20 protein-coding genes and 3 pseudogenes are annotated in these 23,559 nt (G+C 72.8%); 3 read left to right on the forward strand and 20 right to left on the reverse strand.

Translation table 11 applies throughout. The features are described 5' to 3' along the window. The first annotated feature begins 26 nt into the window (after positions 1–26). Both ACIA5F_RS23130 and ACIA5F_RS23135 read left to right on the forward strand, forming a co-directional pair. A complete protein-coding gene (locus tag ACIA5F_RS23130) occupies positions 27–332 on the forward strand; it encodes a YwqJ-related putative deaminase (protein WP_399355948.1) in 306 nt (101 codons plus the stop codon). Between the two features lie 5 nt (positions 333–337). After that, entirely contained in the window at positions 338–805 is a 468-nt protein-coding gene (locus tag ACIA5F_RS23135) for an SUKH-3 domain-containing protein (RefSeq protein WP_399355891.1), read from the forward strand. A 160-nt stretch (positions 806–965) separates the two neighbouring features. Here ACIA5F_RS23135 and ACIA5F_RS23140 read toward each other — a convergent pair. The 4 genes and pseudogenes from ACIA5F_RS23140 to ACIA5F_RS23155 form a co-directional block, all read right to left on the reverse strand. Next, positions 966–2,244: pseudogene (locus tag ACIA5F_RS23140) on the reverse strand (tyrosine-type recombinase/integrase). Next, a complete protein-coding gene (locus ACIA5F_RS23145; protein ID WP_399355893.1) occupies positions 2,241–2,426 on the reverse strand; it encodes a helix-turn-helix domain-containing protein in 186 nt (61 codons plus the stop codon). Before ACIA5F_RS23145 ends, ACIA5F_RS23140 begins: the two are co-directional and overlap by 4 nt. 162 nt (positions 2,427–2,588) lie before the next feature. Then, a pseudogene (locus ACIA5F_RS23150) lies at positions 2,589–2,915 on the reverse strand (replication initiator); the annotation flags it as partial. Next, positions 2,830–3,546, reverse strand: coding sequence for a replication initiator (locus tag ACIA5F_RS23155; RefSeq protein WP_399355895.1), 717 nt, complete (start codon positions 3,544–3,546; stop codon positions 2,830–2,832). The gene ACIA5F_RS23155 and the pseudogene ACIA5F_RS23150, both read right to left, overlap by 86 nt. On the opposite strand from ACIA5F_RS23155, the gene ACIA5F_RS23160 reads away from it, so the two are divergent. Then, on the forward strand, positions 3,430–4,122 hold the full coding sequence (locus ACIA5F_RS23160; protein WP_399355897.1) for a phosphatase PAP2 family protein: 693 nt from the start codon (positions 3,430–3,432) through the stop codon (positions 4,120–4,122). The two genes, ACIA5F_RS23155 and ACIA5F_RS23160, sit on opposite strands and share 117 nt — an antisense overlap. Before the next feature lie 32 nt (positions 4,123–4,154). Here the strand turns inward: ACIA5F_RS23160 and ACIA5F_RS23165 are convergent, their stop codons facing one another. The 16 genes and pseudogenes from ACIA5F_RS23165 to asnB all read right to left on the reverse strand — a co-directional run bounded on the left by ACIA5F_RS23165 (position 4,155) and on the right by asnB (position 23,556). After that, on the reverse strand, positions 4,155–5,480 hold the full coding sequence (locus tag ACIA5F_RS23165; protein ID WP_399355950.1) for a glutamate-1-semialdehyde 2,1-aminomutase: 1,326 nt from the start codon (positions 5,478–5,480) through the stop codon (positions 4,155–4,157). Positions 5,481–5,519: 39 nt separating this feature from the next. Beyond that, a pseudogene (gene rfbC, locus ACIA5F_RS23170) lies at positions 5,520–6,065 on the reverse strand (dTDP-4-dehydrorhamnose 3,5-epimerase); the annotation flags it as partial. Continuing rightward, positions 6,062–7,333, reverse strand: coding sequence for a polysaccharide pyruvyl transferase family protein (locus ACIA5F_RS23175; RefSeq protein WP_399355899.1), 1,272 nt, complete (start codon positions 7,331–7,333; stop codon positions 6,062–6,064). The gene ACIA5F_RS23175 and the pseudogene rfbC, both read right to left, overlap by 4 nt. After that, positions 7,330–8,277: a glycosyltransferase family 2 protein gene (locus ACIA5F_RS23180; protein WP_399355901.1), complete on the reverse strand. Its 948-nt coding sequence runs from the start codon at positions 8,275–8,277 to the stop codon at positions 7,330–7,332. The genes ACIA5F_RS23175 and ACIA5F_RS23180 overlap by 4 nt, the downstream gene beginning before the upstream one ends. A gap of 7 nt (positions 8,278–8,284) precedes the next feature. After that, entirely contained in the window at positions 8,285–9,613 is a 1,329-nt protein-coding gene (locus ACIA5F_RS23185) for a hypothetical protein (RefSeq protein WP_399355902.1), read from the reverse strand. Then, complete coding sequence (locus ACIA5F_RS23190; RefSeq protein WP_399355904.1) at positions 9,610–10,893, reverse strand: DUF4910 domain-containing protein; 1,284 nt, start codon at positions 10,891–10,893, stop codon at positions 9,610–9,612. Before ACIA5F_RS23190 ends, ACIA5F_RS23185 begins: the two co-directional genes overlap by 4 nt. Next, entirely contained in the window at positions 10,881–11,906 is a 1,026-nt protein-coding gene (locus tag ACIA5F_RS23195; protein WP_399355906.1) for an NAD-dependent epimerase/dehydratase family protein, read from the reverse strand. Before ACIA5F_RS23195 ends, ACIA5F_RS23190 begins: the two co-directional genes overlap by 13 nt. A gap of 3 nt (positions 11,907–11,909) precedes the next feature. Further along, the gene (locus ACIA5F_RS23200; RefSeq protein ID WP_399355908.1) at positions 11,910–12,557 is read right to left on the reverse strand and encodes a PIG-L deacetylase family protein; all 648 of its coding nucleotides are present in this window, start codon (positions 12,555–12,557) and stop codon (positions 11,910–11,912) included. Beyond that, a complete protein-coding gene (locus ACIA5F_RS23205) occupies positions 12,554–13,399 on the reverse strand; it encodes a glucose-1-phosphate cytidylyltransferase (protein WP_399355910.1) in 846 nt (281 codons plus the stop codon). Before ACIA5F_RS23205 ends, ACIA5F_RS23200 begins: the two co-directional genes overlap by 4 nt. A 28-nt stretch (positions 13,400–13,427) precedes the next feature. Next, positions 13,428–14,672 carry a class I SAM-dependent methyltransferase gene (locus ACIA5F_RS23210; protein WP_399355912.1) on the reverse strand — a complete coding sequence of 415 codons (1,245 nt, stop codon included), beginning with the start codon at positions 14,670–14,672 and terminating at the stop codon, positions 13,428–13,430. Then, positions 14,669–15,943 carry a glycosyltransferase gene (locus ACIA5F_RS23215; protein ID WP_399355914.1) on the reverse strand — a complete coding sequence of 425 codons (1,275 nt, stop codon included), beginning with the start codon at positions 15,941–15,943 and terminating at the stop codon, positions 14,669–14,671. Before ACIA5F_RS23215 ends, ACIA5F_RS23210 begins: the two co-directional genes overlap by 4 nt. Positions 15,944–15,945: 2 nt before the next feature. Continuing rightward, positions 15,946–17,250, reverse strand: a complete 1,305-nt coding sequence (locus tag ACIA5F_RS23220) for an O-antigen ligase domain-containing protein (protein WP_399355916.1) — start codon at positions 17,248–17,250, stop codon at positions 15,946–15,948. Between the two features lies 1 nt (position 17,251). Then, entirely contained in the window at positions 17,252–17,416 is a 165-nt protein-coding gene (locus ACIA5F_RS23225) for a hypothetical protein (protein ID WP_399355918.1), read from the reverse strand. Positions 17,417–17,427: 11 nt separating this feature from the next. Continuing rightward, complete coding sequence (locus ACIA5F_RS23230; RefSeq protein WP_399355920.1) at positions 17,428–19,401, reverse strand: alginate lyase family protein; 1,974 nt, start codon at positions 19,399–19,401, stop codon at positions 17,428–17,430. Next, positions 19,401–21,605: a bi-domain-containing oxidoreductase gene (locus tag ACIA5F_RS23235; RefSeq protein ID WP_399355923.1), complete on the reverse strand. Its 2,205-nt coding sequence runs from the start codon at positions 21,603–21,605 to the stop codon at positions 19,401–19,403. Before ACIA5F_RS23235 ends, ACIA5F_RS23230 begins: the two co-directional genes overlap by 1 nt. A 16-nt stretch (positions 21,606–21,621) precedes the next feature. Next, positions 21,622–23,556 (reverse strand): asparagine synthase (glutamine-hydrolyzing), encoded by a 1,935-nt coding sequence (gene asnB, locus ACIA5F_RS23240; protein WP_399355925.1) that lies wholly within the window; start codon positions 23,554–23,556, stop codon positions 21,622–21,624. Positions 23,557–23,559 lie beyond the last annotated feature (3 nt).

The raw sequence follows: 23,559 nt of genomic DNA on the forward strand, positions 1-23,559 counted from the left end.
CAGCAGCTCGGTTCCGGGGTACCGATATGGTTTCCACTGGTCACTCTGGTCATTCGTCCCGCCCAGCCTATTTCGAGCCCGAGATTGATTCCGCTCTCGCGGATGGTGGGCAGATCGCCGGCCGCGGAGCTGATAACTGTGCAGAGATCCGGGCCTGCAATACTCTGATCGCCGAACATGGAGCCGATTTTGAGGATCAAGTCGGACGCTCGCTACGGTTGAGTGACATCGAATTCTTGACCGTTCGCAGCGCAACGGGTGCCCCAGAAGCGGCGTGCCTATCCTGTCAGAGTGTTCTTGTTCGGCGCGGCGCGACAGACCTATCGAGGTGAGAAGAATGCGTGAGTCGGAGCTAGAGGAATTCCTCAGCTCGTTTGGCTGGGAGATGGCTGGGGTACGTCGTGAAGCGGATGCCATCGTGGCAGGTCTGGAACGTGTCGGCTTCGCCTGTCATGAGGAGGCAAGGAGCTTCTTGGGCGAATATCTCGGCCTGAAGGTCGACCACCTTCCAGCCCTCGTTATCGCCGGAGAGAGGATCTCAAGCTCGACGCATTTCGATCCGTCCGCCGTGTGCACCACCCGTGATGCGGACGTGGCTCGGCGATGCGCAGAGGTAGCTGGCGCCGCTCTGTTTCCGATTGGAGTGGACAGCTTCCATCTGACCGTATATTCGGGAAGCAACGGAAGGCTCTACGCAGGGTTCGATTCATCGGTCTATCGATATGGGGAAGATTGCAATGCGATGTTCTCGATGATGAAGGCTGGAGTCCGCCCAATCCCATTGGGCGAGTGGACGCTTCAGTGAGAACGATGCGCCGTCGCCTTTGCCGAAATTGGGTTCATTTGAATTTTCGACGCCCTCTCGGCTGAGGAGTCAAGAACCCTGAAAAAGCCGCACGAGCCCTCATCGACAGGGATGTCGATGAGGGCTCGATGCCGTTTGACGGCAGTAGTTGACGGCAACGTCAGCGGACGGGGGTTGCGCAGGAGGGTGGTTCGTGGCCGTCGTTGGGCTTGCTGGTGGTCTCGGTGGGGTTGCGGAGGGCGTGGCCGAGGAGGTTGATGGCGTCGCGTTGGAGGCGGAGCCGGACGTGGGCGTACACGGTGGCGGTGACGCCGATGTGGGCGTGCCCCAACAGCTCTTTGATCACGACGAGTTCGACGCCCTGCTCCAGGAGGAGGGTCGCCGCCGAGTGCCGGAGATCGTGGAAGCGGATCTGCCGGAGTCCGGCCCGGTTGAGGAAGCTGCGGATGCGGCGGGTGAGGTTGGCAGGGTCGAGAGGTCGTCCTGTGGGCGTGGTGAAGACGAGGCCGATGTCGTTCCAGACTGACCCTGCCGTCTCGTGCTCCGTGGCCTGCTGCTGCTTGTGCTCCTTGAGGGAGCGGAGGCATTCGGTGGGGAGGGCGATACGGTGTTCGGACGCCCGGGTCTTGGTGGGCAGGTGGGTGAGGTCGCCGGTGCGGGTGCGCTGGAGCGAGCGCCGGATGCTGGCCGTTCCGGTGGTGAGGTCGAGGTCTTCCCGGTGCAGGCCGAGGAGTTCGCCTTTGCGGAGGCCGGTGCGGAGGGCGAGTTCGTACAGCGCGTGGAGCCGGTCGGCGCGGGCTGCGTCGAGGAACTGGCGGGCTTCGGTCGCGGTGAGGGGCTGGAAGCGCCTGGGCTGGTGCGTGGTGGTCTTGACGTTGCGGGGCAGTTCGTCTTCGCGGACGGCGTGTTCCAGCGCCGACTTGAGCACCGAGTGCACGTAGGTCACGGTCAAGGCGGACAGCCGCTTCTGGCAGCACTCGCCGATCGCGCAGCACCTCTTCCGTTCCGTATCCAGCCCTTGGGTGCAGCACTGGCAGGTGGTGCGGAGGCGGTCGAGGAAGGTGCGGACGTCCTTAGCGGTGAGGCGCGCGATCTTCTTGGTGCCGAGGCCGGGGATGAGGTGGAGGCGGACGCAGGTGGCGTAGCGGGTGTGGGTGTTCTCGCGGAGCCGGTGGACGGCGACGCTGCCCAGCCAAGTAGGTCAGGTAGTCACCGAGCGTGCTGTCAGCGGTGGCGACAGGGAGGCCGCGGTTGCTGTCGGCGATCTTCTCGGCGAGTTTGTCGGTGGCCTCTCTGCGGGTGGTGCCGTAGACGCGGACGCGTTTGCGGGCGCCGTCGGCGGCGAGGACGTAGCCGGCGGCTTCCCAGCGTCCGTCCTTGCGCTGGTAGATGGTGCCTTCGCTGTTGGCGCGGGCCTTCTTGTGCTTGGGGGCGGTCAGCGGGCTGCCTCTTCCAGACGGCGCTGGACGTAGTCAGCGAGGGCGTGGGCGGGGATGCGGCGGGCGCGGCCGATGGTCAGGGAGGCCAGGCGGCGGGTGCGCAGGAGGTTGTAGAGGGCGGAGCGGCCGATCTTGAGGTGGGCCATCGTTTCGGGGACGGTGAGGAGTTCGTCGTCATGCACGAGTTGCCACCACCTGTTCGTTCGAGGTCGGGGGTGAGGCCGGTGTCGTCGTAGGTCCAGTGGGCGAGGGCGGCTCGGGCGGTGCCGAGGGTGGTGGAGTGGGCGCGGTCTTGGTGGAGAAATGGCCGCGGAAGCCGAGCATGCGGGCCCACTTGCGCAGGTTCAGGTGTTGAGGTCGTCGCGGGCGCCGAGGGTCCATGCGGTGCGGATCACGCGGGCGGCGTGCTCGGGTACGGATTCCGTCCAGAGGTCGGTGAGCTTCTTCAGATGGTGGCCGAGGGCGCCGGTCGCGGCTTCGGTGCCCTCGGTGGCGTACTTGGCGACGTATCCGGCGACCTTGCCCTCGGTGATAGTGGTCCCGGTCTGGAAGGCGGTGGACCGGACGCTCCTTACGTCGATCTGCTTACCGAAGGCGAAGGCGAAGGAGCGGGCGCGGCCGTTGACCGTCGGACCGGCGAGGCGGATCGCGGAGTGGAAGTGGATCAGTGCGCGGCGCTGGTGTTCGGCGAGCTTGGTGCAGGAGACCCGGGCGTACCTGGGGCAGGCGTTGGGGGGTGCCTGCTACTGCGGCGGAGAGGGAGAACGGGCGCGCCCACAGGGCGGGTGCGTGGGCGTTCCGGAAGGCGGCGTCGGTGGAGTCGTAGCGGTCCGGATCGAGTGGGGTGCCGAGGGCTGGGTCGTTCTTGGTGCGGGTGTGTCCGCAGCGGCACCTGGTGGAGCCGGTCCGGGGATTCGCGTTCGGGTGACCGGGTTGTTGGTTAGGGTGGCAAGGAGCGGCCGATCCCGATGCTCTTGGCCGGGGTGACGGGCAGTCGCGGTCGCTTCGGGTGGGTCGGACACGACGACGGGGGCTCGCGTTGGATCGCCTGGCCGGAGCGGGCCTGGAAGCCCGAGCGGATCTGGAAGTCGGCCCGTCCCCGTGCGTGCTCGACGGGCCCGTCACCCCGCCCGTACGAGCCGACGGTCCCGGCGATGGCGCGGGCCGACCGGGCGCGGTGGGCAGGTGACCGGCCGGCCGGAGGCCGCGCTGCTGCCCCCGTCGCTGCGCGCGTGGCTCGGGCTGATCGCGGCCCTCGCCACGCTGACGGTCGTCGCGCTCGGGGTCCTGTACGCCGGCCACGGCACGCCCGGCACGGTGGACGCGCGGATCTCGGCGGCGGTGTACGGTGTGCCGCCGGCGTGGCACCGCACCGCCCTGGCCACGGACTTCTTGGGGGAGCCCGCCGGAGCGGCGACGCTGGTCGTGGCCACCGTGACGGGCTGCCTGCTGCTCCGGCGTCCTCGCGCGGCGGTGCTCGTCGTGGTCGGCCCCGGCCTGACCGTGGGGACGACGACGCTGCTCAAGTACGTGGTGGGACGCACCATCAACGGCGGGCACCTGTCCTACCCGAGCGGGCACACCGCCTTCCTCGCCGCGTTCGCCCTCGTGCTGGCGCTGCTCGCGAGCGGCCGGCTCGGCCTCGGCAGGACGGCCGGCACGTCCCTCGTGTGCGCCGCGGCGCTGGTCGGTGGCGGCGCCATGGGCTGGGCGCAGGTCGCCCTCGGCGCGCACTACCCGACCGACGTCCTCGGCGGCTGGTGCACCGCGCTGGCGGTGATACCGGCGACCGCGTGGCTGGTCGACCGGGCAGCCGATCGGATGGCCACCTGGGCAGCCGACCGGCTGGCCGACGCCGGTCGGCGGGAGCATCACTGACGTCACATCACATCACGGCACGTCATGTCACCTCACACCAGGCGGCGGAAGACGGGCTTCACCGGCCGCCCGGCCAGCCAGGGGGTGGGGTCGGCGGCGTCCAGTGCCTTCCGGTACACCGCACAGGCCTGGGCCACCACGTCGACGGTGTGGTCGATGTCGGCGTCGCCGAGCGCGCTGCTCACCACGAACGACGGGGCCAGCACTCCGCCCGCGAGGAGCCGGCGCAGGAACAGGGTGCGGTAGCGCTGCGACGGCTGCCGGTTCTCGTCGAGGGTGGCGAAGACCAGGTTGCTGGCCCGGCCCCTGACGACGAGGTGGTCGCCGACGCCCATGCCGGCCGCGGCCTCGCGGACCCCGGCGGCCAACCGCTCGCCGAGGGCGTGCAGCCGCGCGGTGACGCCCTCCTCCACATAGGTGGTCTGCACGGCCATCGCGGCGGCCAGCGAGTGTGTTTCCGCACCGTGCGTGGTGGACAGCAGGAACACCCGGTCGCCGGAGTGGCGCAGCCCGCCCCACTCCATCAGGTCACGGCGCCCGGCCAGCGCGGAGACGGCGAACCCGTTGCCCAGCGCCTTGCCGAACGTGGAGAGGTCGGGGACGACGCCGTACAGGCCCTGGGCACCCGCTTCGGACCAGCGGAAGCCGGTGATCATCTCGTCGAAGACCAGCACGCAGCCGTGCCGGTCGGCCAGCTCGCGCAGGCCGGCGAGGTACCCGGGCGGAGGCTCGGTGTGGCCGGCGGGTTCGAGGATCAGGCAGGCGATCTCGTCCTGGTACCGGGTGAGCAGCTCCTCGGTGGCGGCCAGGTCCCCGTACGGGAACGCCACGGTGAGTTCGGTGGTCGCCGCCGGAACACCGGCGGACATCGGCGTGGTGCCGATGAACCAGTCGTCGACGGAGAAGAACGGCTGGTCGCCGCAGATGGCCACCCGCGCGCGCCCGGTGACGGCGCGGGCGAGGCGCACCGCGGCGGTGGTGACGTCGGAGCCGTTCTTCGCGAACTTCACCATCTCGGCGGTCGCCACCGTGGCCAGGAAACGTTCCGCGGCCTCGACCTCCACGACGGACGGCCGGACGAAGTTGCCGCCGCGGCCGAGTTCCCGCCGCACCGCCTCCAGCACGCGCGGGTGGGCGTGGCCGAGGCTGACCGACCGCAGGCCGGAGCCGTACTCGACGTAGCGGTTGCCGTCGACGTCCCACACGTGGGCACCGCGGCCGTGGCTGATGACCGGGGCCATGTCCTGCGGGTACTGGTCGTCGCCCTTGGCGTAGGTGTGCGCGCCCCCGGGGATCATGGCGTGCAGCCGCTCGTTCGCCCTCCGCGACCGGGGCAGGGGGAACGCTTCGCCGTCCACGCCGACCTCGCTGCCCACACCGTCCACGGCTACCTCGCCCTCCCTCCGCCGCAGGACCTCGGCGAGGCTCGGTGCCTCCCGGTCCCGCCCGGACATCGACAGCACCGGCAGCGGCCAGGGGATGGCGAGCTCCGGGTCGTCGAAGGCGATCGTCACGTCCTCGGCCGGATCGTGCGGGCGGTCGATCCGGTACGAGACGTCGGCGGTCCCGGTCAGTGCCTGGAAGCCGTGCGCGCACCCGGCCGGGACGTACAGGGTCGTCTGCGTCTCGTCGGACAGGTCGAAGAAGGCCCGGTTGCGGTAGGTCGGCGAGTCGGGCCGCAGGTCCACGACGACGTCGAAGACCCTTCCGTACGAGCACCGCACGAGCTTGGCCTCGCCGGCACCCGAGCGCAGGTGCAGGCCGCGCAGCACGCCCCGGACCGAGCGGGACACGCTGTCCTGGACGAAGGCGTCCGGGTCGAGGCCCACCGAGCGGAGCACGTCGGCGTCGAAGGTGCGGCAGAAGAAACCGCGCTCGTCGGCGTACGGCGTCGGCTCGAACAGGTACGCGCCGGCGATCGCCGGGACTTCGGTCGTCTTCATGGAGCCTCCCGCAGGTCGTGGGTGTGGGTATGGGTATGGTCGGCCGCCGGGAAGAGGGCCGAGGTCAAGGCGGTGAACTGGTCCCCGACGCGCCGGGCGGCGGTCAGGTTCCGCTCGGTGAGGGTGCGCCGCAACTCCGCCGATCGCCGCTCCAGCGACCGGAACTGTTCGAGCAGCCGATCGGCGTCCACCTCGCGCGCCGGGTGGCAGTACGCGGCAAGACCCATCTGGGCCATGAGCGCGTCGCTCTTCGCCGCGTAGCTGAGCGCGAGCGTCGGCGTGCCGACCTTCAGCGCGCAGATCAGGTTGTGGTAACGGACGGCCACCACCGTGTCGGCCGCCGCCATCTCCTTCATCAGGTCGGCCAGTGAGGCCGTCTCGGCGGCGGTGACCAGCGGCGAGTCCACCGCGTCGAGGATCGCGGCGACCACCGGCCCGTCGACCTCGTCCCCGGTGAGCAGCCGCACCGGCCGGCCCTCCTCGGCCAGCGCGCGGACGAAGCGGATCGTCCCGTCGAGGTAGCGCCGGTGGATCTCCCCGGCCCGGGCACGGTCGTCGTCGCCACCGTGGAAGGCCATGACGCCGACGCAGACCGGGCCCGGCGGACCCGGCGGGACCGAGGGGCTGCCGGGTCCGCCCGCCGGCAGCGTCGGCAGCGTCGGCAGGGAGAAGGCGAGGTCCGGGTAGACCTCGTCGCGCGAGGTGTCCACGCCCATCGCCCGCATCGCGTCGCGGGACGGGGCGTCCCGGTACGACCGGTACGCGGCCAGCCGCGCCGACCAGCGCACCAGGGCCCGGGTCGGCCGGTTGCCGATCGCGGCGGCGCCGACGCTGACCAGCGCGACCCGGGTGCCGAACAGCCGGCCGGACGCGCAGAGCAGGAACAGCGCGTACGGGAAACCCCACGGCCGCAGCGGCAGCGTGGCCTCCAGGACGCCCATGCCCGGCACGATCACCACGTCGTGCCGGCGCACCCAGGCGGCGGTGCGGACGGCGTCGACGAGTTTGCCCAGCCCCTTCGCCGCGACCGTGCCCGCCCGCGACGCGGTCCGGTACTCCCCGCGGTACCAGTGCAGCCGCGTCGCGGGTATCCGGTACCGGGCCGTGACGACCTCGGGTCCGCCGCACAACGCGTCCACGACCGCCTCCGGGTGCGCGGCGCGGAGGTAGCCGAGCACGGCTTCGAGCGACCCGTCGTTGCCGAGGTTTCCGGAGCCGAGCAGGCCGAACACCCCGACGCGCACCGGGGTGCCGTCCCCGGACGTCATGCCCGGCCCCCCTCACGGCCGGCGACGAGGGCGTCGACGGAGACGGTGAGCAGGGCCGGGTCGACCGGGGCGCGGTCCTCGACCCGCTCGCCGGCGCCCGGCCGGACCCGGCTGGCCATCCACGCGGCCAGGTGGCGGTGGCACGCGCGCCGGTCGGCGGGGGACAACGGCGCCCGCCGGACCGCCGCGACGAAGCCCCAGACGTACTCGGCGAGCAGCCGGGGCGTCGGGTGCAGCGGGCCTGCCCGGAGGGGGTCCAGGTTGACACACCGGGAGCGTTTGTCCGGGTTCGCCCGCTCGGCACGGTTGGGGTGGTCGCGGCGGAAGTACAGCAGCTCCGGCACCTGGTGGAAGGGCCCGTGCAGGGCGATCTCGGCGACGAACGTACGGTCCGCGTGGTGGTAGCTGTCGAGCGGTTTCACCCGGCGCAGCACCTCGGCCCGCATCACCCCGTAGAAGTCGTCCCCACCGGGCTCGAACAGCAGGCTGCGAAAGCGCTCCGGCGGGCGCGGGGAATCGGTGGCCAGCCCGTACTCGTACGGGACCTTCACCCGGCCGTCGCCGTCGATGACCGCCTGGCCGGTGTGCGCGACGATCACGTCCGGCCGCTCGTCCAGCGCCTGGACGCAGCGCCGCAGCAGGTCCCGGGCGTACAGGTCGTCGTGCGAGGCCCACTTGAAGAGTTCGCCGCGGGACTCGGCGAACACCCGGTTGTGGTTCGGTGAGGCGCCGATGTTCCGGGGCAGCCGGAGGTAGCGGACGCGCGAGTCCCGCGCGGCGTAGCGGCGGCAGATGTCCTGGGTCCCGTCGGCCGAGGCGTTGTCGGAGATGACCAGCTCGAACTCCTCGTAGGTCTGGCCGAGCAGGGCGTCGAGCGACTCGGCCAGGTACTCCTCGCCGTTGTACACGGGCAGGCCGATGCTCAGCCTGGGACGGGCGTTCATGGCGTCCTCACTTCGCGGATGGGGTTCTGGTGGGGTTCTGTCCGGTGGGGTTCTGGTGGTGCTCGCGCAGGGCGGAGCGCAGGTGCAGCCACCACAGGGCCGAGCCGATCGACGTGGCGGCGGCCACGCCCCAGGCCGAGCCGACCGTGCCGGCCACGGCCGCCCCGCCGAGCCCGCCGCCGACGTAGCAGGCGGAGGCGAGCATCTGGCAGCGCAGGCTGTGCCGGGCCGCGGCGAGGGCGCGCAGCCCGGCCGCGGCGCCGACGCCGAGGGCGGCGCCCGCGACGCCGAGCGTGGCCGGCACGACGAGCCGCGAGGCGGCGTGCCAGACGTCGCCGAGCACCAGCTCACCGAAGCGGTCCGGCACCAGCAGCAGCGCCGCGCCCCAGAGCAGCGCGGCGGCGGCCTGCCCGCCGCCGAGCAGGAGGCAGAACCGGCCCAGCCGGTGCGGGGCCCGCCGCAGCACCCGGGCCGCCTCCGCGACGGTGACCAGCGACAGCCCCATCAGTACGGCGAGGAACGGGCCGAGCAGGAGCTCGGCGCCCCGGACCACACCCACCGCGCTGACCCCGACGATCACACCGAGGCCGTACGCCCGCAGCTGGGACGCGCCGCTGACCCCGACGTTCTCGACCAGGTACCGGTAGCCGAGGTCGCGCTGCTCGCGGAGCCACCCGGGCGCCCCGGCCGGCCGGGGCCGGATGCCGGACTGGAAGCAGCCGTACCCCGCGGCCACCGCGGCGGCGGCGCCCCAGGCGAGCACGAAGGCGGCCACGCTGCCCACGCGGGCCGCCACCACCATGGCCGGGACGAGCGCGAGGCCCGCCAGGAGGTCGTTGACGAAGGCTTTCCGCCCGGTGCCGGCGGCGAAGAACGAGAACCGCCAGGCGTCCTGGAGCAGCAGCGCGGGCAGCACGACGCCGAGGGCGGTGAACGCGGGCCCCACGCTGCCGCCCAGCACCGGCCCGGCCACCAGGCAGACCGCGCCGAGGGCGCCGCCGACGCCCAGCGCGGTACCCGACGACCGGGCCGCCGCCGCGCGCCAGGACGCGACCGGCACGCCGCTGAAGCGCACCATCAGCGGATCGGTGGCCAGCCCGCGGGAGACGCCGAGCACCACGCCGTAGGTCACCCAGGCCAGGCTGAACACGCCGAACGCGGCCAGCCCCAGCGAGCGGGCCACACAGATCCCCACCGCGAAGTTGGTCATGCTGCATACCGCCTGGTCGGCCAGCCCCCAGGAGAGCCGGCCGACCAGGCCCCGCTCGGTGGTGGACCGGGCCTGTCCGTCCCGGTCCGCCGCCGCCTTCCCCCCTTCGGCGGTCATCGGCGTCATGCCTTGACCAGCCCGGCGCCGCACAGGGCGTCGGCCGCGGCGGCGACGGTGTCGAACGGCAGCCCGGACCGCTCGGCGACGTCCAGCAGACTGTGCCCGCCGTCGGAGAGGCTGAGCACCCAGAGCAGGGCCAGCTGGGCCTGCTTGGCGTCGCTGCGTCCGCCGAGCGAGTCGTACAGCCCGCGCCGGCCCAGCTGCGGTTCGCCGTAGGGGCTGAGATTGAGGTAGCTCCGGTTGCGGTCGAGGACGGCGAACGCCTCGCGGCAGACGGCGAGGGTGTCCGCCATCGCCTCCGGGGAGACGAAGTCCAGGTCGTCCGCCGAGGTGTGGTACTCGGGATAGCCCGCGTACGGGGTCCGGCAGAGCGAGCCCACGCCCAGGTCGAACCCGGGCGAGCAGAACTGCCGCTCGTCGTAGCCGTACGGGGTGAACCCGGTGATCCGGTGCGGGCGTCCCGAACTCTGGAGCACGTGCCGCACCACCCGGTCGATCTCCGCGTCGCCGCGCCTGCTCCGCTTGTACGTCAGCTGTCCCGAGTCTCCGGCGCAGGCCAGCACCAGCCCGTGCTTGACCTGGTCCACCCGCTCCGCGTTGCGGGCCAGCCAGGTGATCGCCCCGATGGTGCCGGGCGCGAACAGGAACCGGTAGGTGTAGTACGGCGTCCGCTCCGCCAGCGCCCGGGCCAGGAACACCGCCACCGCGATCCCGGCCAGGTTGTCGTTGGCCAGCGACGGGTGGCAGACGTGACAGGAGACGATCACCTCGTCGGCGACCTGCCCGGGGACCACGTGCTCGGCGTAGGTGAGGTGGCCGTCGGCGAGCGTGGAGTCGATCCGCACCTCGTACTCGCCGTCCGGCAGCGCGTCCAGGGTCTCCTGGGCCAGGCAGAACCCCCACTGCGGCGTGTAGTAGCTGGTGCGGTACGGCACCCAGGACGGATGGTCCGGCAGGGTGTGCAGGTGCGCGCGCAGCTCGGCCAGCGGCATGGTCGCCGACACCGGCACGCTGTAGCCGAGCACGTGCAGGCTGGACGCGGCGAAGTCGACGACCCGCTTCCCGGCCGCGTCGGCGATGTACGCGTCCCGGACGTTCCACTCCTGCGGCACCGTCCAGTCGAGTACCTGGGTCCCGGTCGCCACCTCGTGCACCCGCAGCGGAACGTACTCGCCGACGATGTCCAAGGTGGCGCGCACCCCGTCGCCGGTGATGCTCCGGCACAGCGGGTACAGCCGCTCCACCAGCGCGTACATCTCCTCGCCGGCCGCGGTCACCGGCGCCACCGCAGGGTGTCGTCGACGGCGCCCGCCTCGGACGCCGCGCGCAGCACGGCCAGCCGGGTGAAGCGCCGCTCGAAGTCCTCCCGGGTCAGCCCGAACTTCCGGTAGGCGTCGGCGAGTTCGAGCGCGCCCCGCTTCACCGTCCACTCGCAGTCGAAGCCGGGCACCGCTTCGCGGAACCGGGAGAAGCCCACCCGGTACGACCGCGGATCGGCGCCGCTCTCCCCGGTGATCCTCACCCGCGCACCGGGCACCGCCTCGGCGACCTGCCCGGCGATCTCCGCGACCGTGACGTTGTTGGTCTCGCTGCCGATGTTGAACGCCCGGCCGTGCACCGCTTCCCGCGGCGCGACCAGCGCCGCCGCGAAGGCCCGTGCGATGTCGGCGGCGTGCACCAGCGGGCGCCAGGGGGTGCCGTCGGAGAGCACCAGCACCTCGCCGGACAGGAGCGCGTGGCCCACCAGGTTGTTCAGCACGATGTCGGCGCGCAGCCGGGGCGAGTGGCCGAAGGCGGTGGCGTTGCGCAGGAACACCGGGCTGAAGTCGCCGTCGGACAGCGCGTGCAGATCGTCCTCCACCCGCACCTTGGACTCCGCGTACGGCGTCACCGGGCGCAGCGGGGCGTCCTCGGCCACCAGGTCGTCCCCGCCCGCGGCGCCGTAGACGGAGCAGGTCGACGCGTACAGGAAGCGCCACACCCCGGCCTCGCGGGCCAGCCGGGCCAGCCGTACGGAGGCGTGGTGGTTGATGTCGTAGGTCAGGTCCGGCGCCAGCGATCCCAGCGGATCGTTGGACAGCGCCGCCAGGTGGATCACCGCGTCCACCCCGGCCACGTGGGCGGCCGTGACGTCGCGCAGGTCCACCCGGTGCCCCGGCGGGTCCGCGGGCGGCGGGCCGAGGACGCAGTCCGCGAACAGGCCAGCGTCGAGACCGACGACCTCGTGCCCGGCGGCCGCGAGGACCGGAGCCATCACGGTGCCCAGGTAGCCCTGGTGTCCGGTCAGTAGTACGCGCAAGGTTCATCCCCCCAGATTGAGCGTGAATTTGGTGACGGCGAACGCCTCGGCGTAGCGCGCGCGGCATTCGATGCCGCGGATGCGCGCGAGACCGAGGAAGGCCTCCCGGTCGTACCAGGGCCGGTGCCGTTGCGAGGGGTAGAGCTCCTGCAGCAGCCGCACCTTCTCCTCGGCGATCTCCGGCGACAGCGGCTGGTACGCGGCCGGACGGCCGAGGTCGCCGTCCCACTTGACGATCTCGTAGCCGAGCACGAGGTGGTCGCGGAACGCGGTGGGGACCAGCTTCGCCAGGCCGCGGTGGTCCTGGTGCGTGTCATCGGTGCGCGGCGCGAGCACCAGATCCGGTTCGGTCCGCCCGCGCAGCTCCTCGACCGCGGCCTTGGCCTCGTCCCAGTGCGAGGGCAGCCGGCCGTCCGGCAGCTTGAGCACGGTCAGCCGCAGTTCGGCGCCCGGGCAGAAGGCGGCGAGCGCGGCCCGCTCCTCCTCCTCCCGCTCGCCGCCACCGCCGGAGAGCACCAGCGCGTCGACACGGATGCCCGGCCGCGCCCGGCACACCGTCAGCAGCGTGCCACCGGCGCCGATGGCGATGTCGTCGCAGTGCGCCCCCACCGCGACGAGCCGGTCCAGGTGACCGGTCCCGAGCCGGATCACGCGGCCCCCGCCCCGGCGGCCCCGGCCCGGCCCGGGCGAGGGCCGCCGGTCGCGCCCGCCACCGCCCCGTCCCGTTCCCACACGGCCCACGGGCGCTCGCCCACGGCGTAGGCGGCGTCGAGCGCGGCCCGCTCCTTCACGGTGTCGGTCGGCTTCCAGAAGCCGCGGTGCTGGTGCGCCACCAGCCGCCCCCGCTTGGCCAGTTGGGCACATCCGTCCGCGACCAGGTCCCCGTTCTCCGGTATGTGGTCGAAGACCTCCTGGCGGAGCACGAAGTAGCCGCCGTTCTCCCACAGCGGCAGTTCGCTCACCGGGGTGATGCCCCCCACCAGGCCGTCCTCGCCCAGGTCCACGCAGTGGAACGACGACTGTGGCGGCACCACCAGCATCGACGCACCGGCGTCGCTCCGGGCCAGCCGGTCGATCATCTCCGGCAGTGGGGCGTCGGTGAGCACGTCGGCGTAGTTGGCGAGGAACATCTCGTCGCCGTCCAGGTGCTGGCGCACCCGGCGCAGCCGCTCCCCGATCGGCGACTCGATGCCGGTCTGCACGAACGTGATCGTCCAGGAGGAGATGTCGGTGGACAGCAGCTCGGTCCGCCCGCCCCGCAGCACGAAGTCGTTGGACGTCGTCTCCTCGTAGCTGAGGAAGAAGTCCTTGATGTGGTGCGCCCCGTACCCGAGGCACAGGATGAACTCGGTGTGCCCGAAGTACGCGTAGTAGCGCATGACGTGCCAGATCAGCGGCCGGGGGCCGACCATCGCCATCGGCTTGGGCACGTCGTCGGAGGTTCCGCTGCGCATGCGCAGCCCGTAACCGCCGCAGAACAGGACGACCTTCATGCTGCTACCTCTTTCACGACTACCTCTTTCACGACGTGACCTCGACGATGCTCAGTTGCGGTATGGGAAAGACCAGCCGGCCGCCCCAGGCGTGCACGAAGGACAACTGCTCGACCAGCTCGGCCCGCAGGTTCCACGGGAGGACGAGGACGTAGTCGGGCCGGTCGGCGGCGATCTGCTCGGGCGCCAGGATCGGGATGCGGGTGCCCGGGGTGAACCTGCCGTGCTTGTAGGGGTTGCGGTCGACCGTGTACGGGAGCAGGTCGGGCCGGATGCCGCAGTGGTTGAGCAGGGTGTTGCCCTTGCCCGGGGCGCCGTAGCCGACGACCGTCTCCCCGCGCTCGGCCGCCTCGATGAGGAACCGCAGCAGGTCCCGGCGCACCTTGGCCACCCGGGCGGAGAACTCGGTGTACCCCGACAGCTCCCGCAGCCCCGCGGCCTTCTCCCGGTCCAGCACCTCGGCCACCTGCCGGGTCGGCTCGCCGGCCACGCCGGTGGGCCGGGCCCACAGCCGGACGGAGCCGCCGTGCGTGGGCAGCAGTTCGACGTCCACGAGCGTGAGCCCACCGCTCGCCAGCGCCCGGGCCGCGGACGCGACCGTGTAGTACTGGAAGTGCTCGTGGTAGATCGTGTCGTACTGGTTCTCCTCGATCAGGGTCAGCAGGTGCTGCACCTCGATGGAGACCCAGCCGTCGTCGGCGACCAGGGCGCGCAGCCCCTGGGTGAACCCGACCACGTCGGGGATGTGCGCGTACACGTTGTTGGCCACGACCAGGTCCGCCGGGCCGTGCTCGGCGCGGACGGCCGCGCCGGTGGCCGGGTCCAGGAACTCCGTGAGCGTGGGCACACCCGCGTCCCGCGCCGCGGCGCCGACGTTCACCGACGGCTCGATGCCCAGGCAGCGGACACCCCGGTCCACCAGGTGCCTGAGCAGGTACCCGTCGTTGCTCGCGACCTCCACCACGAAGGCTTCCCGGTCCTCGGGACCGAGACGCAGCCGCCGCACGGCGTCGGCGACGAAGGTCCGCGCGTGCTCCACCCAGGACGTCGAGTAGGAGGAGAAGTACGCGTACTGGGTGAACGTCTCCTCCGGCGTGATCAGCGGCGGGATCTGCGCGAGCCAGCAGTCCGTGCAGACCCGCAGGTGCAGCGGGTACGTAGGCTCCGGCCGGTCCAGTTGGTCCGCGGCGAGAAAACTCTCGCACGGCGGGGTCGCCCCCAGGTCGACGACGCTCGCCAGCGTCGCCGAGCCGCAGAGTCGGCATCGTGTCATCTACTGCCCCCATCCCTGCCCGCGCGGATGTCCCGCGGCGGGCCAGCGTTTCCGTTTCCGGTCGGCGGCGTGCCGTTGCCGCCGCCGGACCGCCCCGCGATCGCGGTGCGGTACCCCTCCACCAGGCGCTCCAGCCCGACGGCCGGGCTGAACCCCTGCTCGTAACGGCGCCGGGCCGCCAGTCCCATCTCCCGGTTGCGGGCCGGCTCCGCCGTGATCCGGCGGATGCTGGCCGCGAGCGAGGCGGGCTCGCCCGGCCGGTGCAGCAGCCCGCTCACCCCGTCCTCGACGAGTTCGACGAAGGCGCCGTGACCGGCGGCGACGGCCGGAACCCCGGCCGCCATCGCCTCCACGACCACCAGGCCGAACGCCTCCAGCCACGTCGAGGGAGCCACCACCGCGACCGACCGCGCGATCGCCCGCCGGCACTGGGCCGGGTCGTACAGGCCGACGCAGCGCACGTCGTCCCGGCCCGCCGCCCAGGCGCTCACCTCCCGCTCCAGTGGCCCCGTCCCGGCGACCACGAGCGGCACGCCCACACCACCGCCGGCGGCGAGCTCGTCCCACGCGGCCATGAGCAGCCGCACCCCCTTGGCCTCCGCGAGCCGGCCCAGATAGAGCAGGTGCTCGCCCGCGCCCGCCCGGCGGATGCCCGGCTCGGGCACGAAGTTGTGCTTCACCGCCAGCCGCTCGGGCGGCATACCGGCCCGCACCAGGACCTCGCGCTGCGCCGCGGAGATGCAGAAGAACCGCTCCACCCCGGACCACCACCGCCGCCGGTTGACCGACAGGCTGACCGCGAGCGGCACCGTCGCCAGCCGGGAGCCGCGGTAGCAGCCGTGCCGGACGGCGGGCAGCGGCGCCGACCCGACGCACTCGCCGCACGGCCGGCCGTCGCGCCGCAGCGTGCCGGGCGGGCAGACCTGGGTGTAGTTGTGCAGGGTGGCGACGGCGGGCACACCGGCGTCGGCGCAGGCGGCCAGCACCGCGGGCGACAGGAGCGGGAACACGTTGTGGACGTGCACCACGTCCGGCCGCCCGGAGCGGAGCCGGGCGGCGAGCTCCGCGCGGACCGCCGGGTTCCACGGCACGAGCAGCGGCAGCGCGGCCTTGGCGAGCAGGGACCGGGCGGCGATGTCGTCGCTGCGCCGCTCGAACACCTCGACCCGGTGGCCGGCCTCGCGCAACAGCGCCACCTCCTGGTCGACGACCTTGTTCTCCCCGCTCGGCTGCGCCGAGGCGTAACGGTTGTGCACCACGAGGACGTGCATGGTCAGATCACCTCCGATGTGCGGGCCCGTCGCGGTACGCGTCGTCGCGCAACTCCGGGCGCCGGGCGGGGACCGGCCGCGGCGGGCGCCACCAGCAGCGAGGCGGCCACGGTCAGGTGCAGCAGGTACGGCGAGGCGTCGCCCAGCCCGGCCTCGGTGTACGACGCGATCGCGCAGTAGCTGATCAGGAAGATCGCGCAGGCCCGCTGCGGCGACGGCGGACGCAGCAAGGCGACGCCGCCCAGCACGAGGACGGCCGCCGCCACCAGGGCGACGCCGGTCAGACCCTGCTCGTGGTAGACGGCCAGCCAGCTGTTGTCGATCGGCAGCCCGCCGAACGACTTGTCGCCCAGACCCGCGCCGAACAACTGCTCCGAGGCCGTCCGGGGAGCTGCCAGCAGGGCGTCCCAGACCTTGGCCCGGCCGGTGAGGTTGGAGAAGTTCTCCTGGCTCTGCCCGCGCAGGAACCACGCCTGCAGCGCGGAGTTGAACCCCACCGCGGCCACGGCGGAGCACAGCACCGCCCAGGCGAAGAACCGGCGGGCGGCGGCACTGGTCGCGGCGAGCGAACCGATCGCCGGCACCAGCCCGACGAGCAGGCCGAGCGTGGCCGTCCGGGTATGGGTCAGCGCGAGCAGCACGAGCGCGGGCACGATGACCGACACCGCGTCGCGCCGGCCGGCCTGCCCGCCCAGGACGAGCAGCACGGTGAGCCCGATGATCACCGCGGCGTACTGGCCGATCTGCGGCGGGGTCAGCGGCCACAACGCGCCGACCAGCCGCCCGCCGTAGAGATCGGGCATGGCCGCGCCCGGTGAGACGACCAGGCCGGCGGCCACGGACGCGAGCACCGCGCAGTACATCCGGACGTGGTGCCGGACGAACGCCGGGCCCCCGTCCCACCAGCGGCTGAGCAGCCACAGCGTGCCGAGGAACAGAGCCAGCCGGGTGCAGCGGAACAGCGCGCCGAACCCGGACTCCAGGGACGCGCTGGAGATCACGCTCGGCACCAGCAGCAGGGTGAGCAGGAGCAGGAAGGCGCTCGCCCGGACACGCAGCCGGAGATTGAGGGCGAGCGCCAGCGCGAACGCGGCGACCAGCGCGCCCATGGTGACCATCTGGATGAGGGAGCGGGGCAGCGGGACGACGGTCTTCGCCCCGGCGGAGCCGAGCGTGTTGAGGATCAGCAGCCCCCAGACGATCCCGACGCCCCTCGGCGTACCGGAAGGGCGCGGCGGGGCGCCGGGCCGCGTGCCCGTGGTGTCCGCTCCGCCCGGCAGGCCGCCGGGCGTCAGCTCCCGGCCCATCTCAACCACCCGCCTGTGGCCGGAAGGCGCTGCCCGCGTCCTGCCGGTACGGCGCGCCCACGCGGCCGGTCGCCGCCGGCAGGACCAGCGCCGGCAGGACCAGCGCCGGCAGGACCAGCGCCGGCGGTGCCGTCGGCGACGTCCGGCGCCGTCTCTTGATCACCACGCGTCCTCCCCCTAGCCGTGGAACCTGAGCACGGTGGTGAACTCCTCCCACGACGCGGAGCCGTCGGCGGAGCCGGTGCCGACCAGCGTGGTGGCGGGAACCTTCCGCCCGAACCCGGCGGAGTACCAGCCCAGCGGCGGGCCGGTCTCGCCGCGATGCGCCCGCCAGGACAACTGCCCGGGCAGGTCGAGGACCGCGGAGCGGTCCTCGCCGTCCCGGGTCCAGGTGAGCACCGCCCGGTTCCCCACCAGGTCCGCGACGATCGCCGGGCCGAGGTGGAACGCCAGCTCCGCGACCCGGCGCGGGCCGCCGCGCACCTCGTCGACCACCCGCAGCTCCCGGCTCGCGGCGGTCAGCTCCACCCGGCGGCGGTGCACGGAACGCCGGTAACCGTCGTGCTCGGCGCACCAGTGGGCCGTCCCCCCGCCGGAGGCGCCGGACGGGTCCGCGACCAGGACGCGGCTGCGGGCATGCCGGGTCCACAGGAACGGCCCGCCGGAGACGGACTGGTCACCGCCGTCCAACCGCAGGGTGTTGTGGCCGAGGGTCGAGCGGAAGTACCGCCGCCACTCGGGCTGCCCGTGGTAGCAGAACGTCCCCGGATCGGCGAGCACGTCGACCCCGTCGTGGCGGACCTCCACGGACAGCGCGTCCGCGTGGGCGTGCGCGGCGATGGACAGGAACCCGTGCGGACCACCGTCGCAGCGGCACCAGATCTCCGCCGGACCGCGCAGGATGGTCATCCCCGCGTCGGCGAAGTGGGCCGGCCGGCTCGCCGGGCGGGTCACGGCCGGTGCCGTGGGCCGGATGAGCGCGGCCAGCAGCGGGGTGCGCACATCGGTGCCGGTCACCGTCGGCCACCAGGCGAGCCGGCCGAACACGGCCTCCCCGGTGGCCAGCAGCGAGGCCCAGCGGTCGGTGCCCGCGCCGTCCACGACCAGACCGTGCCCGTCGTCCGCGTCCCCCTGGCGCGGTGGCCGTAACCGGCCGTCCACGACCGCCGCGAGCGCGTCGGTCATCCGCAGCAGCACCAGCCGGACCGGCGCGGGCACCGCCACACCGGCGGCATCCGCCTCGGCCACCGCGGCCAGGCCGAGCTCCAGCACCAGCCCGTGGTACTCGGTGGCCAGCTCGCGGTTGAGCCCGGAGCCGAAGGTGTTGCTCCGCAGCTGCCGCTCCAGCGACCGCAGCGCGCCGGCCCGCCAGCGCGCCGAGGAGGGGAACCAGCCGAAGGCGCAGGCCGCGGCGAACTGCCCGGCGGCCTCGGCGATGACGTGGTTGTTCGCCGAGGACCCCCGGCTGGGGAAGGCGGCCAGCCAGCGCTGGTGGTGCCAGATCTGGCGCAGCGCCACCGGGTTGTCCTCGAACAGCCCGGCCGCGCCCGGCCAGCCGTCGAGCAGCCGGCGGACCCACACCCAGGACAGCAGCCTGATCCCCAGCTCGATGCCGCTGACCCAGTGCACTCCGCGCAGCGGCGCGTTGGCCGCCCACCACGACCGCAGGTGCTCGGCCACCCGCTCCGCGTACCGCTCGTCCCCGGTGACCGCGTAGGCGGCGGCGAGCACGGTGAGGTACTGGTGCCGGGACAGCTCCCAGATCTGCTTGATGTCCCCGACCGCCTCCTCGTCGCGGTACGGCACGTCGAAGGCGTAGGCCGACGGAGCCCGGCGCCCGGTCCTCGGGTCGTACCACCAGTCCGGGTCGGCCAGGTCCTCGCGGGCCACCCCGAAGTACGCGGCGTGCCCGGCCATCAGCCGGTCCGCCTCGGCGACGAGGCGTTTCGCGGCGTCCGGCGGCACCGCCGCGATCACCCCGGCGGGCAGTACCGCGGTGAACCGGGCGCCGGTCACTCCCGGGCTGTCCGGCGGCGACGACCGCCACCGCCGCCTGCGCACCGCGTCGCCCACCCGGCCGCCGACCTCCCGCGGTCCCATCCGGGACAGCCGCCGCAGGTACCAGCCCGCACTCCCCGAGTTCACCGTCATCACGCCCCCGCCAACGTCACCGGCGCGCCGCTGACCAGGCCGGTCCGCACGGCGAGGGTGGCCGCCGTGGTGGCGACCAGCGACTCCAGCGGCACCGGCATCGGGCCGCCGGTCCGCACGGCCCTGACGAACGCGGCCAGCTGGGCGGACTGGCCCTTGTCCCGGGCCCTGGGCAGCCGCGAACTGACCCACCGCTTGCGGCCGGCCCCGCCGTCCGCGTACACCGAGGCACGGACGAAGTCGTCGAGCCGCAACACCTTGCCGTCCGCGACGAGATCGAGGGTCTCCTTGGGGAAGCCGGGCGAGCCGGTGGTGACGTAGCTGATGGTGGCGGTGGACCCGTCCGGGTAGCGCAGTACGACCTGCGGGTCCTCGTTGCCGGACGAGGCGACCGCGTACACCGAGACCGGGTCGGCCCCGACCAGCCAGCTCGCCGTGTCGATGAAATGTCCGCCCTCGCCCACGAAGCGCGAGCCCTCGGTTCCCTGCCGGAGGTACCAGCTGCCGTGCTGCAACCGGCCCGCGTTGACCAGGTAACGCAGGCTCGCCGGACCGGTCCGGGCACCGAACCGCTTCCTGGCCTCCTGCAACAGCGGCGCGAACCGGCGGTTGAACCCCACCTGTAGCCGGTCGTTGCCGGACTCCTCCACCGCCGCGAGCACACCGGCCAGCTCGTCCTCGGTGAGGGCCAGGGGCTTCTCCACGAACACCGCCTTGCCGGCCAGCAGCGCCCTGCGGGTCAGCTCGGCGTGCGAGCTGTGCCGGGTGGCGACGAACACCGCGTCGACGGACGGGTCGCCGAGCACGGCGTCGAGATCGGTGGTCGCCTCGGCGAAGCCGAACTTCCGCTTCGCGTTGGCCGCGGACAGCGCCGTCGTGGTGACGACCGTGGACAACGCGACGCCGTCGCGCTGTGCCAGGTGCGGCAGCAGCATCGACGTCGCGTAGTTTCCCGCGCCGACGAACGCCAGCCGCACCGGCGCCTCGACGGACCGGGCCGGGGCGGACGCCGCGCCACCGCGCCGCACCGCGGGCACGGCCACCGCCGCCGGGGCCACCGCTCGGGCCGTGTCCCCGACGGGACCGGGGTAGCGGAACAGCACGGCCACCGCCTTCAGGCCGCCGTCCTTCAGACGCCGGTACGTCTCGACGGCGTCATCGAACTCGGCGATGTGGGAGATCAGGGGTTCCACGTCGACCCGGCCGCGGGCGAGGAGATCGAGGAAGCACGCCAGGTTGCGGCGCTCGGTCCAGCGCACATACCCGATCGGGTAGTCCCGCCCCTCCAGCTCGTACTCCGGGTCGTAGCGCCCGGGGCCGTACGAGCGGGAGAACCGGACGTCGAGTTCCTTCTCGTAGTACGCGTTCCACGGCAGGTCCAGACGGCACTTGCCGATGTCGACGACCCGGCCGCGGTCCCGGCAGAGCCGGGCGGCCAGCTCGACGGGCTGGTTGCTGCCGCCACCGGCGGCCAGGTACACCTGGTCCACACCGTGACCGCCGGTGAGCTCGGCGACGGCGGCCTCCACGGCCGCGGACGCGGGATCACCGCAGGCCGCGGCACCCAGGCGCTCGGCGAGCGCGCAGCGCACCGGGTCGGGATCGACCCCGACGACACGGACTCCCGAGGCGCCCAGCAACTGCGCCACCAACTGCCCGATCAGCCCCAGGCCGATGACCAGCGCCACGTCACCGAGCTGCGGCTCGCCGCGCCGCACGCCCTGCAACGCGATCGACCCGACGGTGCCGAAGGCCGCGTGCCGCGGCGCGAGGCCGTCCGGCATCCGGGCGTAGAGGTTCTTGGGCACCCAGTTCAGCTCGGCGTGCAACGCGTGCTCATTGCCGGCGCAGGCCACGAGGTCACCGACCGCCACGTCGTCGATCCCGGCGCCGACCTGCTCGACCACCCCGCACAGCGAGTAGCCCAGCGGCGTGTAGGAGTCCAGCGTGCCCATCACCTTGCGGTAGGTGGCGGGCACCCCGTTGGTGGCCACGCTCTGCATGACCTTGGCCACCTGGTCCGGACGGGAGCGCGCCTTGCCCACCATCGACAGACCGGCCTCGGACACCTTCATCAGCTCGGTCCCGGTGGAGATCAGCGAGTAGGCCGTCCTGACCAGCACACCGCCCGGCTTGCACCCCGGCACCGGCACGTCGAGCAGTGCCAGCTCACCGCTCTTGTAGTTCTGCACAACCTGCTTCACGCGAACTCCTGTTGTCCTAAGCCGTCAAGTGAGTGCTCCGGCCGGAGCCGGAGGTCGCGCCGCGGTACCAGTACTCAAGGGTCAGCACGTGCCACAGATGCTTGGAGAAGTCCCGCTGCCCGGCGGCGTCCTCGGCGACCATGCGCGCCAGCGCGTCACGGCGCAGGAACCCGGAGTTGACGAGCACACCGTCGTGCACCACCTCGCGCACCAGCGGTGCCAGGTCCCGGCTCATCCAGGCGCGCAGCGGGGCACTGAACAGGCCCTTGGGCCGGTACACGATCTCCCGGGGCAGGATCGAGCCCGCCGCCTCCTTGAGGACGGCCTTGCCCTGCCGTCCGACGATCTTGCGGTCGCCGGGCACCGCGAACGCGGCCTTGACCACCTCGACGTCCACGTACGGCACCCGCACCTCGGTCGACGCGGCCATGCTGGAACGGTCCGTGTACGCGAGGTTCAGGCCCGGCAGGAACATCCGGGCGTCGCCCAGGCACATGCGGTTGACGAAGTCGTCGAGGTCGTTGTCCTGGTAGACGTCCGCGTGCTCGGTCAGCACGTCCGTGACCGTCCCGGCCAGGTCCGGATCGATCAGGGCGAGCAGTTCGTCCTGGTCGTACATGGTGTAGCTGCGCCGGAACGCGGTCTCCTCCGGCAGATCGGCGAAGGAGAGGAAACGCTTCGCGAACCGCACCGACCGGTACCCCCGGCGGGCCGTGGCGACCGGCAGCCGGTCCACGGCCCCGGCCAGGCCGCGCCGCAGGGGCCGCGGGACGCGCTGGTAGCGCAGCGCGAGCAGGTTGGCCAGGTGCTTGCGGTAACCGGCGAACAGCTCGTCGGCGCCCATCCCCGAGAGCATCACCTTGACCCCGGCCTCCCGGGCGGCCGAACAGATCAGGAAGGTGTTGATCGCGGCGGGGTCCCCGATCGGCTCGTCCAGGTGGTACGTCATGCGCGGCAGCAGGTCGAGCACGTCCGGGGCGATCTCGATCTCGTGCAGGTCGACGCCGAACCGCTCGGCCACCTGCCGGGCGTAGCGCAGGTCGTCCGGCATCGCCTCGAACCTGGCGTCCTCGGCGCGGAACCCGATCGTGTAGGCGGAGATCCCGGGCCGGTCGCGGGCCGCCAGCGCCGTCAGGTAGCTGGAGTCGAGACCACCGGAGAGGAAGGTCGCCACGGGCACGTCGGAGAGCAGGTGGCGCCGGGTCGACTCCTCGACGACGGCCGCGATGTCCGGCAGCTCGCCGGACCGGGCCCGCTCCTGGCCCTCGGCGGCGACGTCCCGCAGGTGCCAGAACCGGCCGCGCTCCACCCGGCCGTCGGCCCGGCACCGCAGCCAGCTCCCCGGCGGCAGCTTCTCCGCCTCGCGCAGCGCGCAGCGCGAGTCCGGCACCCAGTAGTACAGCAGCGAGGCCACCAGCGCCGCATGGTCCACCTCCAGCGCCCTGCCGGTGGCGGCGGCGACCGCCTTGAGTTCGGAGGCGAACACCAGGCCCCCACCGCGCCGGAGCAGGAACAGCGGCTTGATGCCGAGCTGGTCGCGGACGAGCACCAGGTCACCGGTCCGCTCGTCGAAGATCCCGAACGCGAACATGCCGCGCAGCCGGGGCAGACAGTCCGTGCCCCACCGCCGCCAGGCCTCCAGCAGCACCTCGGTGTCGGACGTACCGCGAAAGCGCACCCCGGCGGCCGCCAGTTCGCCGCGCAGTTCGGGCGCGTTGTACAGCTCGCCGTTGTACGTCAGGGCGAGGCCGCCCGAGACCATCGGCTGGGCGCCGGTCCCGGACAGGTCGATGACGGCCAGCCGGCGGTGCCCGAGGTGCACCTCGCCGTCACCGGCGGGGTGGCTGTAGCGGCCCGCCCCGTCCGGACCGCGGTGGGCGAGGGTGTCGGTGAGCCGGTCGGTCACGACCTTCCCGTCCGGCCACCGGTACGTGCCTGCGATGCCACACATGTC

The organism is Streptomyces sp. NPDC051567 (genome assembly GCF_044454165.1).
In the GTDB taxonomy this organism is placed as follows: Bacteria; Actinomycetota; Actinomycetes; order Streptomycetales; family Streptomycetaceae; genus Streptomyces.

Excerpts from the sequence above, each read along its gene's own strand:
- ACIA5F_RS23215 (WP_399355914.1), bottom strand. The coding sequence starts at position 15,943 with ATGCACGTCCTCGTGGTGCACAACCGTTACGCCTCGGCGCAGCCGAGC.
- ACIA5F_RS23230 (WP_399355920.1), bottom strand. The coding sequence starts at position 19,401 with ATGACGGTGAACTCGGGGAGTGCGGGCTGGTACCTGCGGCGGCTGTCC.
- ACIA5F_RS23210 (WP_399355912.1), bottom strand. The coding sequence starts at position 14,672 with ATGACACGATGCCGACTCTGCGGCTCGGCGACGCTGGCGAGCGTCGTC.
- ACIA5F_RS23185 (WP_399355902.1), bottom strand. The coding sequence starts at position 9,613 with ATGACGCCGATGACCGCCGAAGGGGGGAAGGCGGCGGCGGACCGGGAC.
- ACIA5F_RS23180 (WP_399355901.1), bottom strand. The coding sequence starts at position 8,277 with ATGAACGCCCGTCCCAGGCTGAGCATCGGCCTGCCCGTGTACAACGGC.
- ACIA5F_RS23205 (WP_399355910.1), bottom strand. The coding sequence starts at position 13,399 with ATGAAGGTCGTCCTGTTCTGCGGCGGTTACGGGCTGCGCATGCGCAGC.
- ACIA5F_RS23175 (WP_399355899.1), bottom strand. The coding sequence starts at position 7,333 with ATGACGTCCGGGGACGGCACCCCGGTGCGCGTCGGGGTGTTCGGCCTG.
- ACIA5F_RS23130 (WP_399355948.1), top strand. The coding sequence starts at position 27 with ATGGTTTCCACTGGTCACTCTGGTCATTCGTCCCGCCCAGCCTATTTC.
- ACIA5F_RS23220 (WP_399355916.1), bottom strand. The coding sequence starts at position 17,250 with ATGGGCCGGGAGCTGACGCCCGGCGGCCTGCCGGGCGGAGCGGACACC.
- ACIA5F_RS23135 (WP_399355891.1), top strand. The coding sequence starts at position 338 with ATGCGTGAGTCGGAGCTAGAGGAATTCCTCAGCTCGTTTGGCTGGGAG.
- asnB (WP_399355925.1), bottom strand. The coding sequence starts at position 23,556 with ATGTGTGGCATCGCAGGCACGTACCGGTGGCCGGACGGGAAGGTCGTG.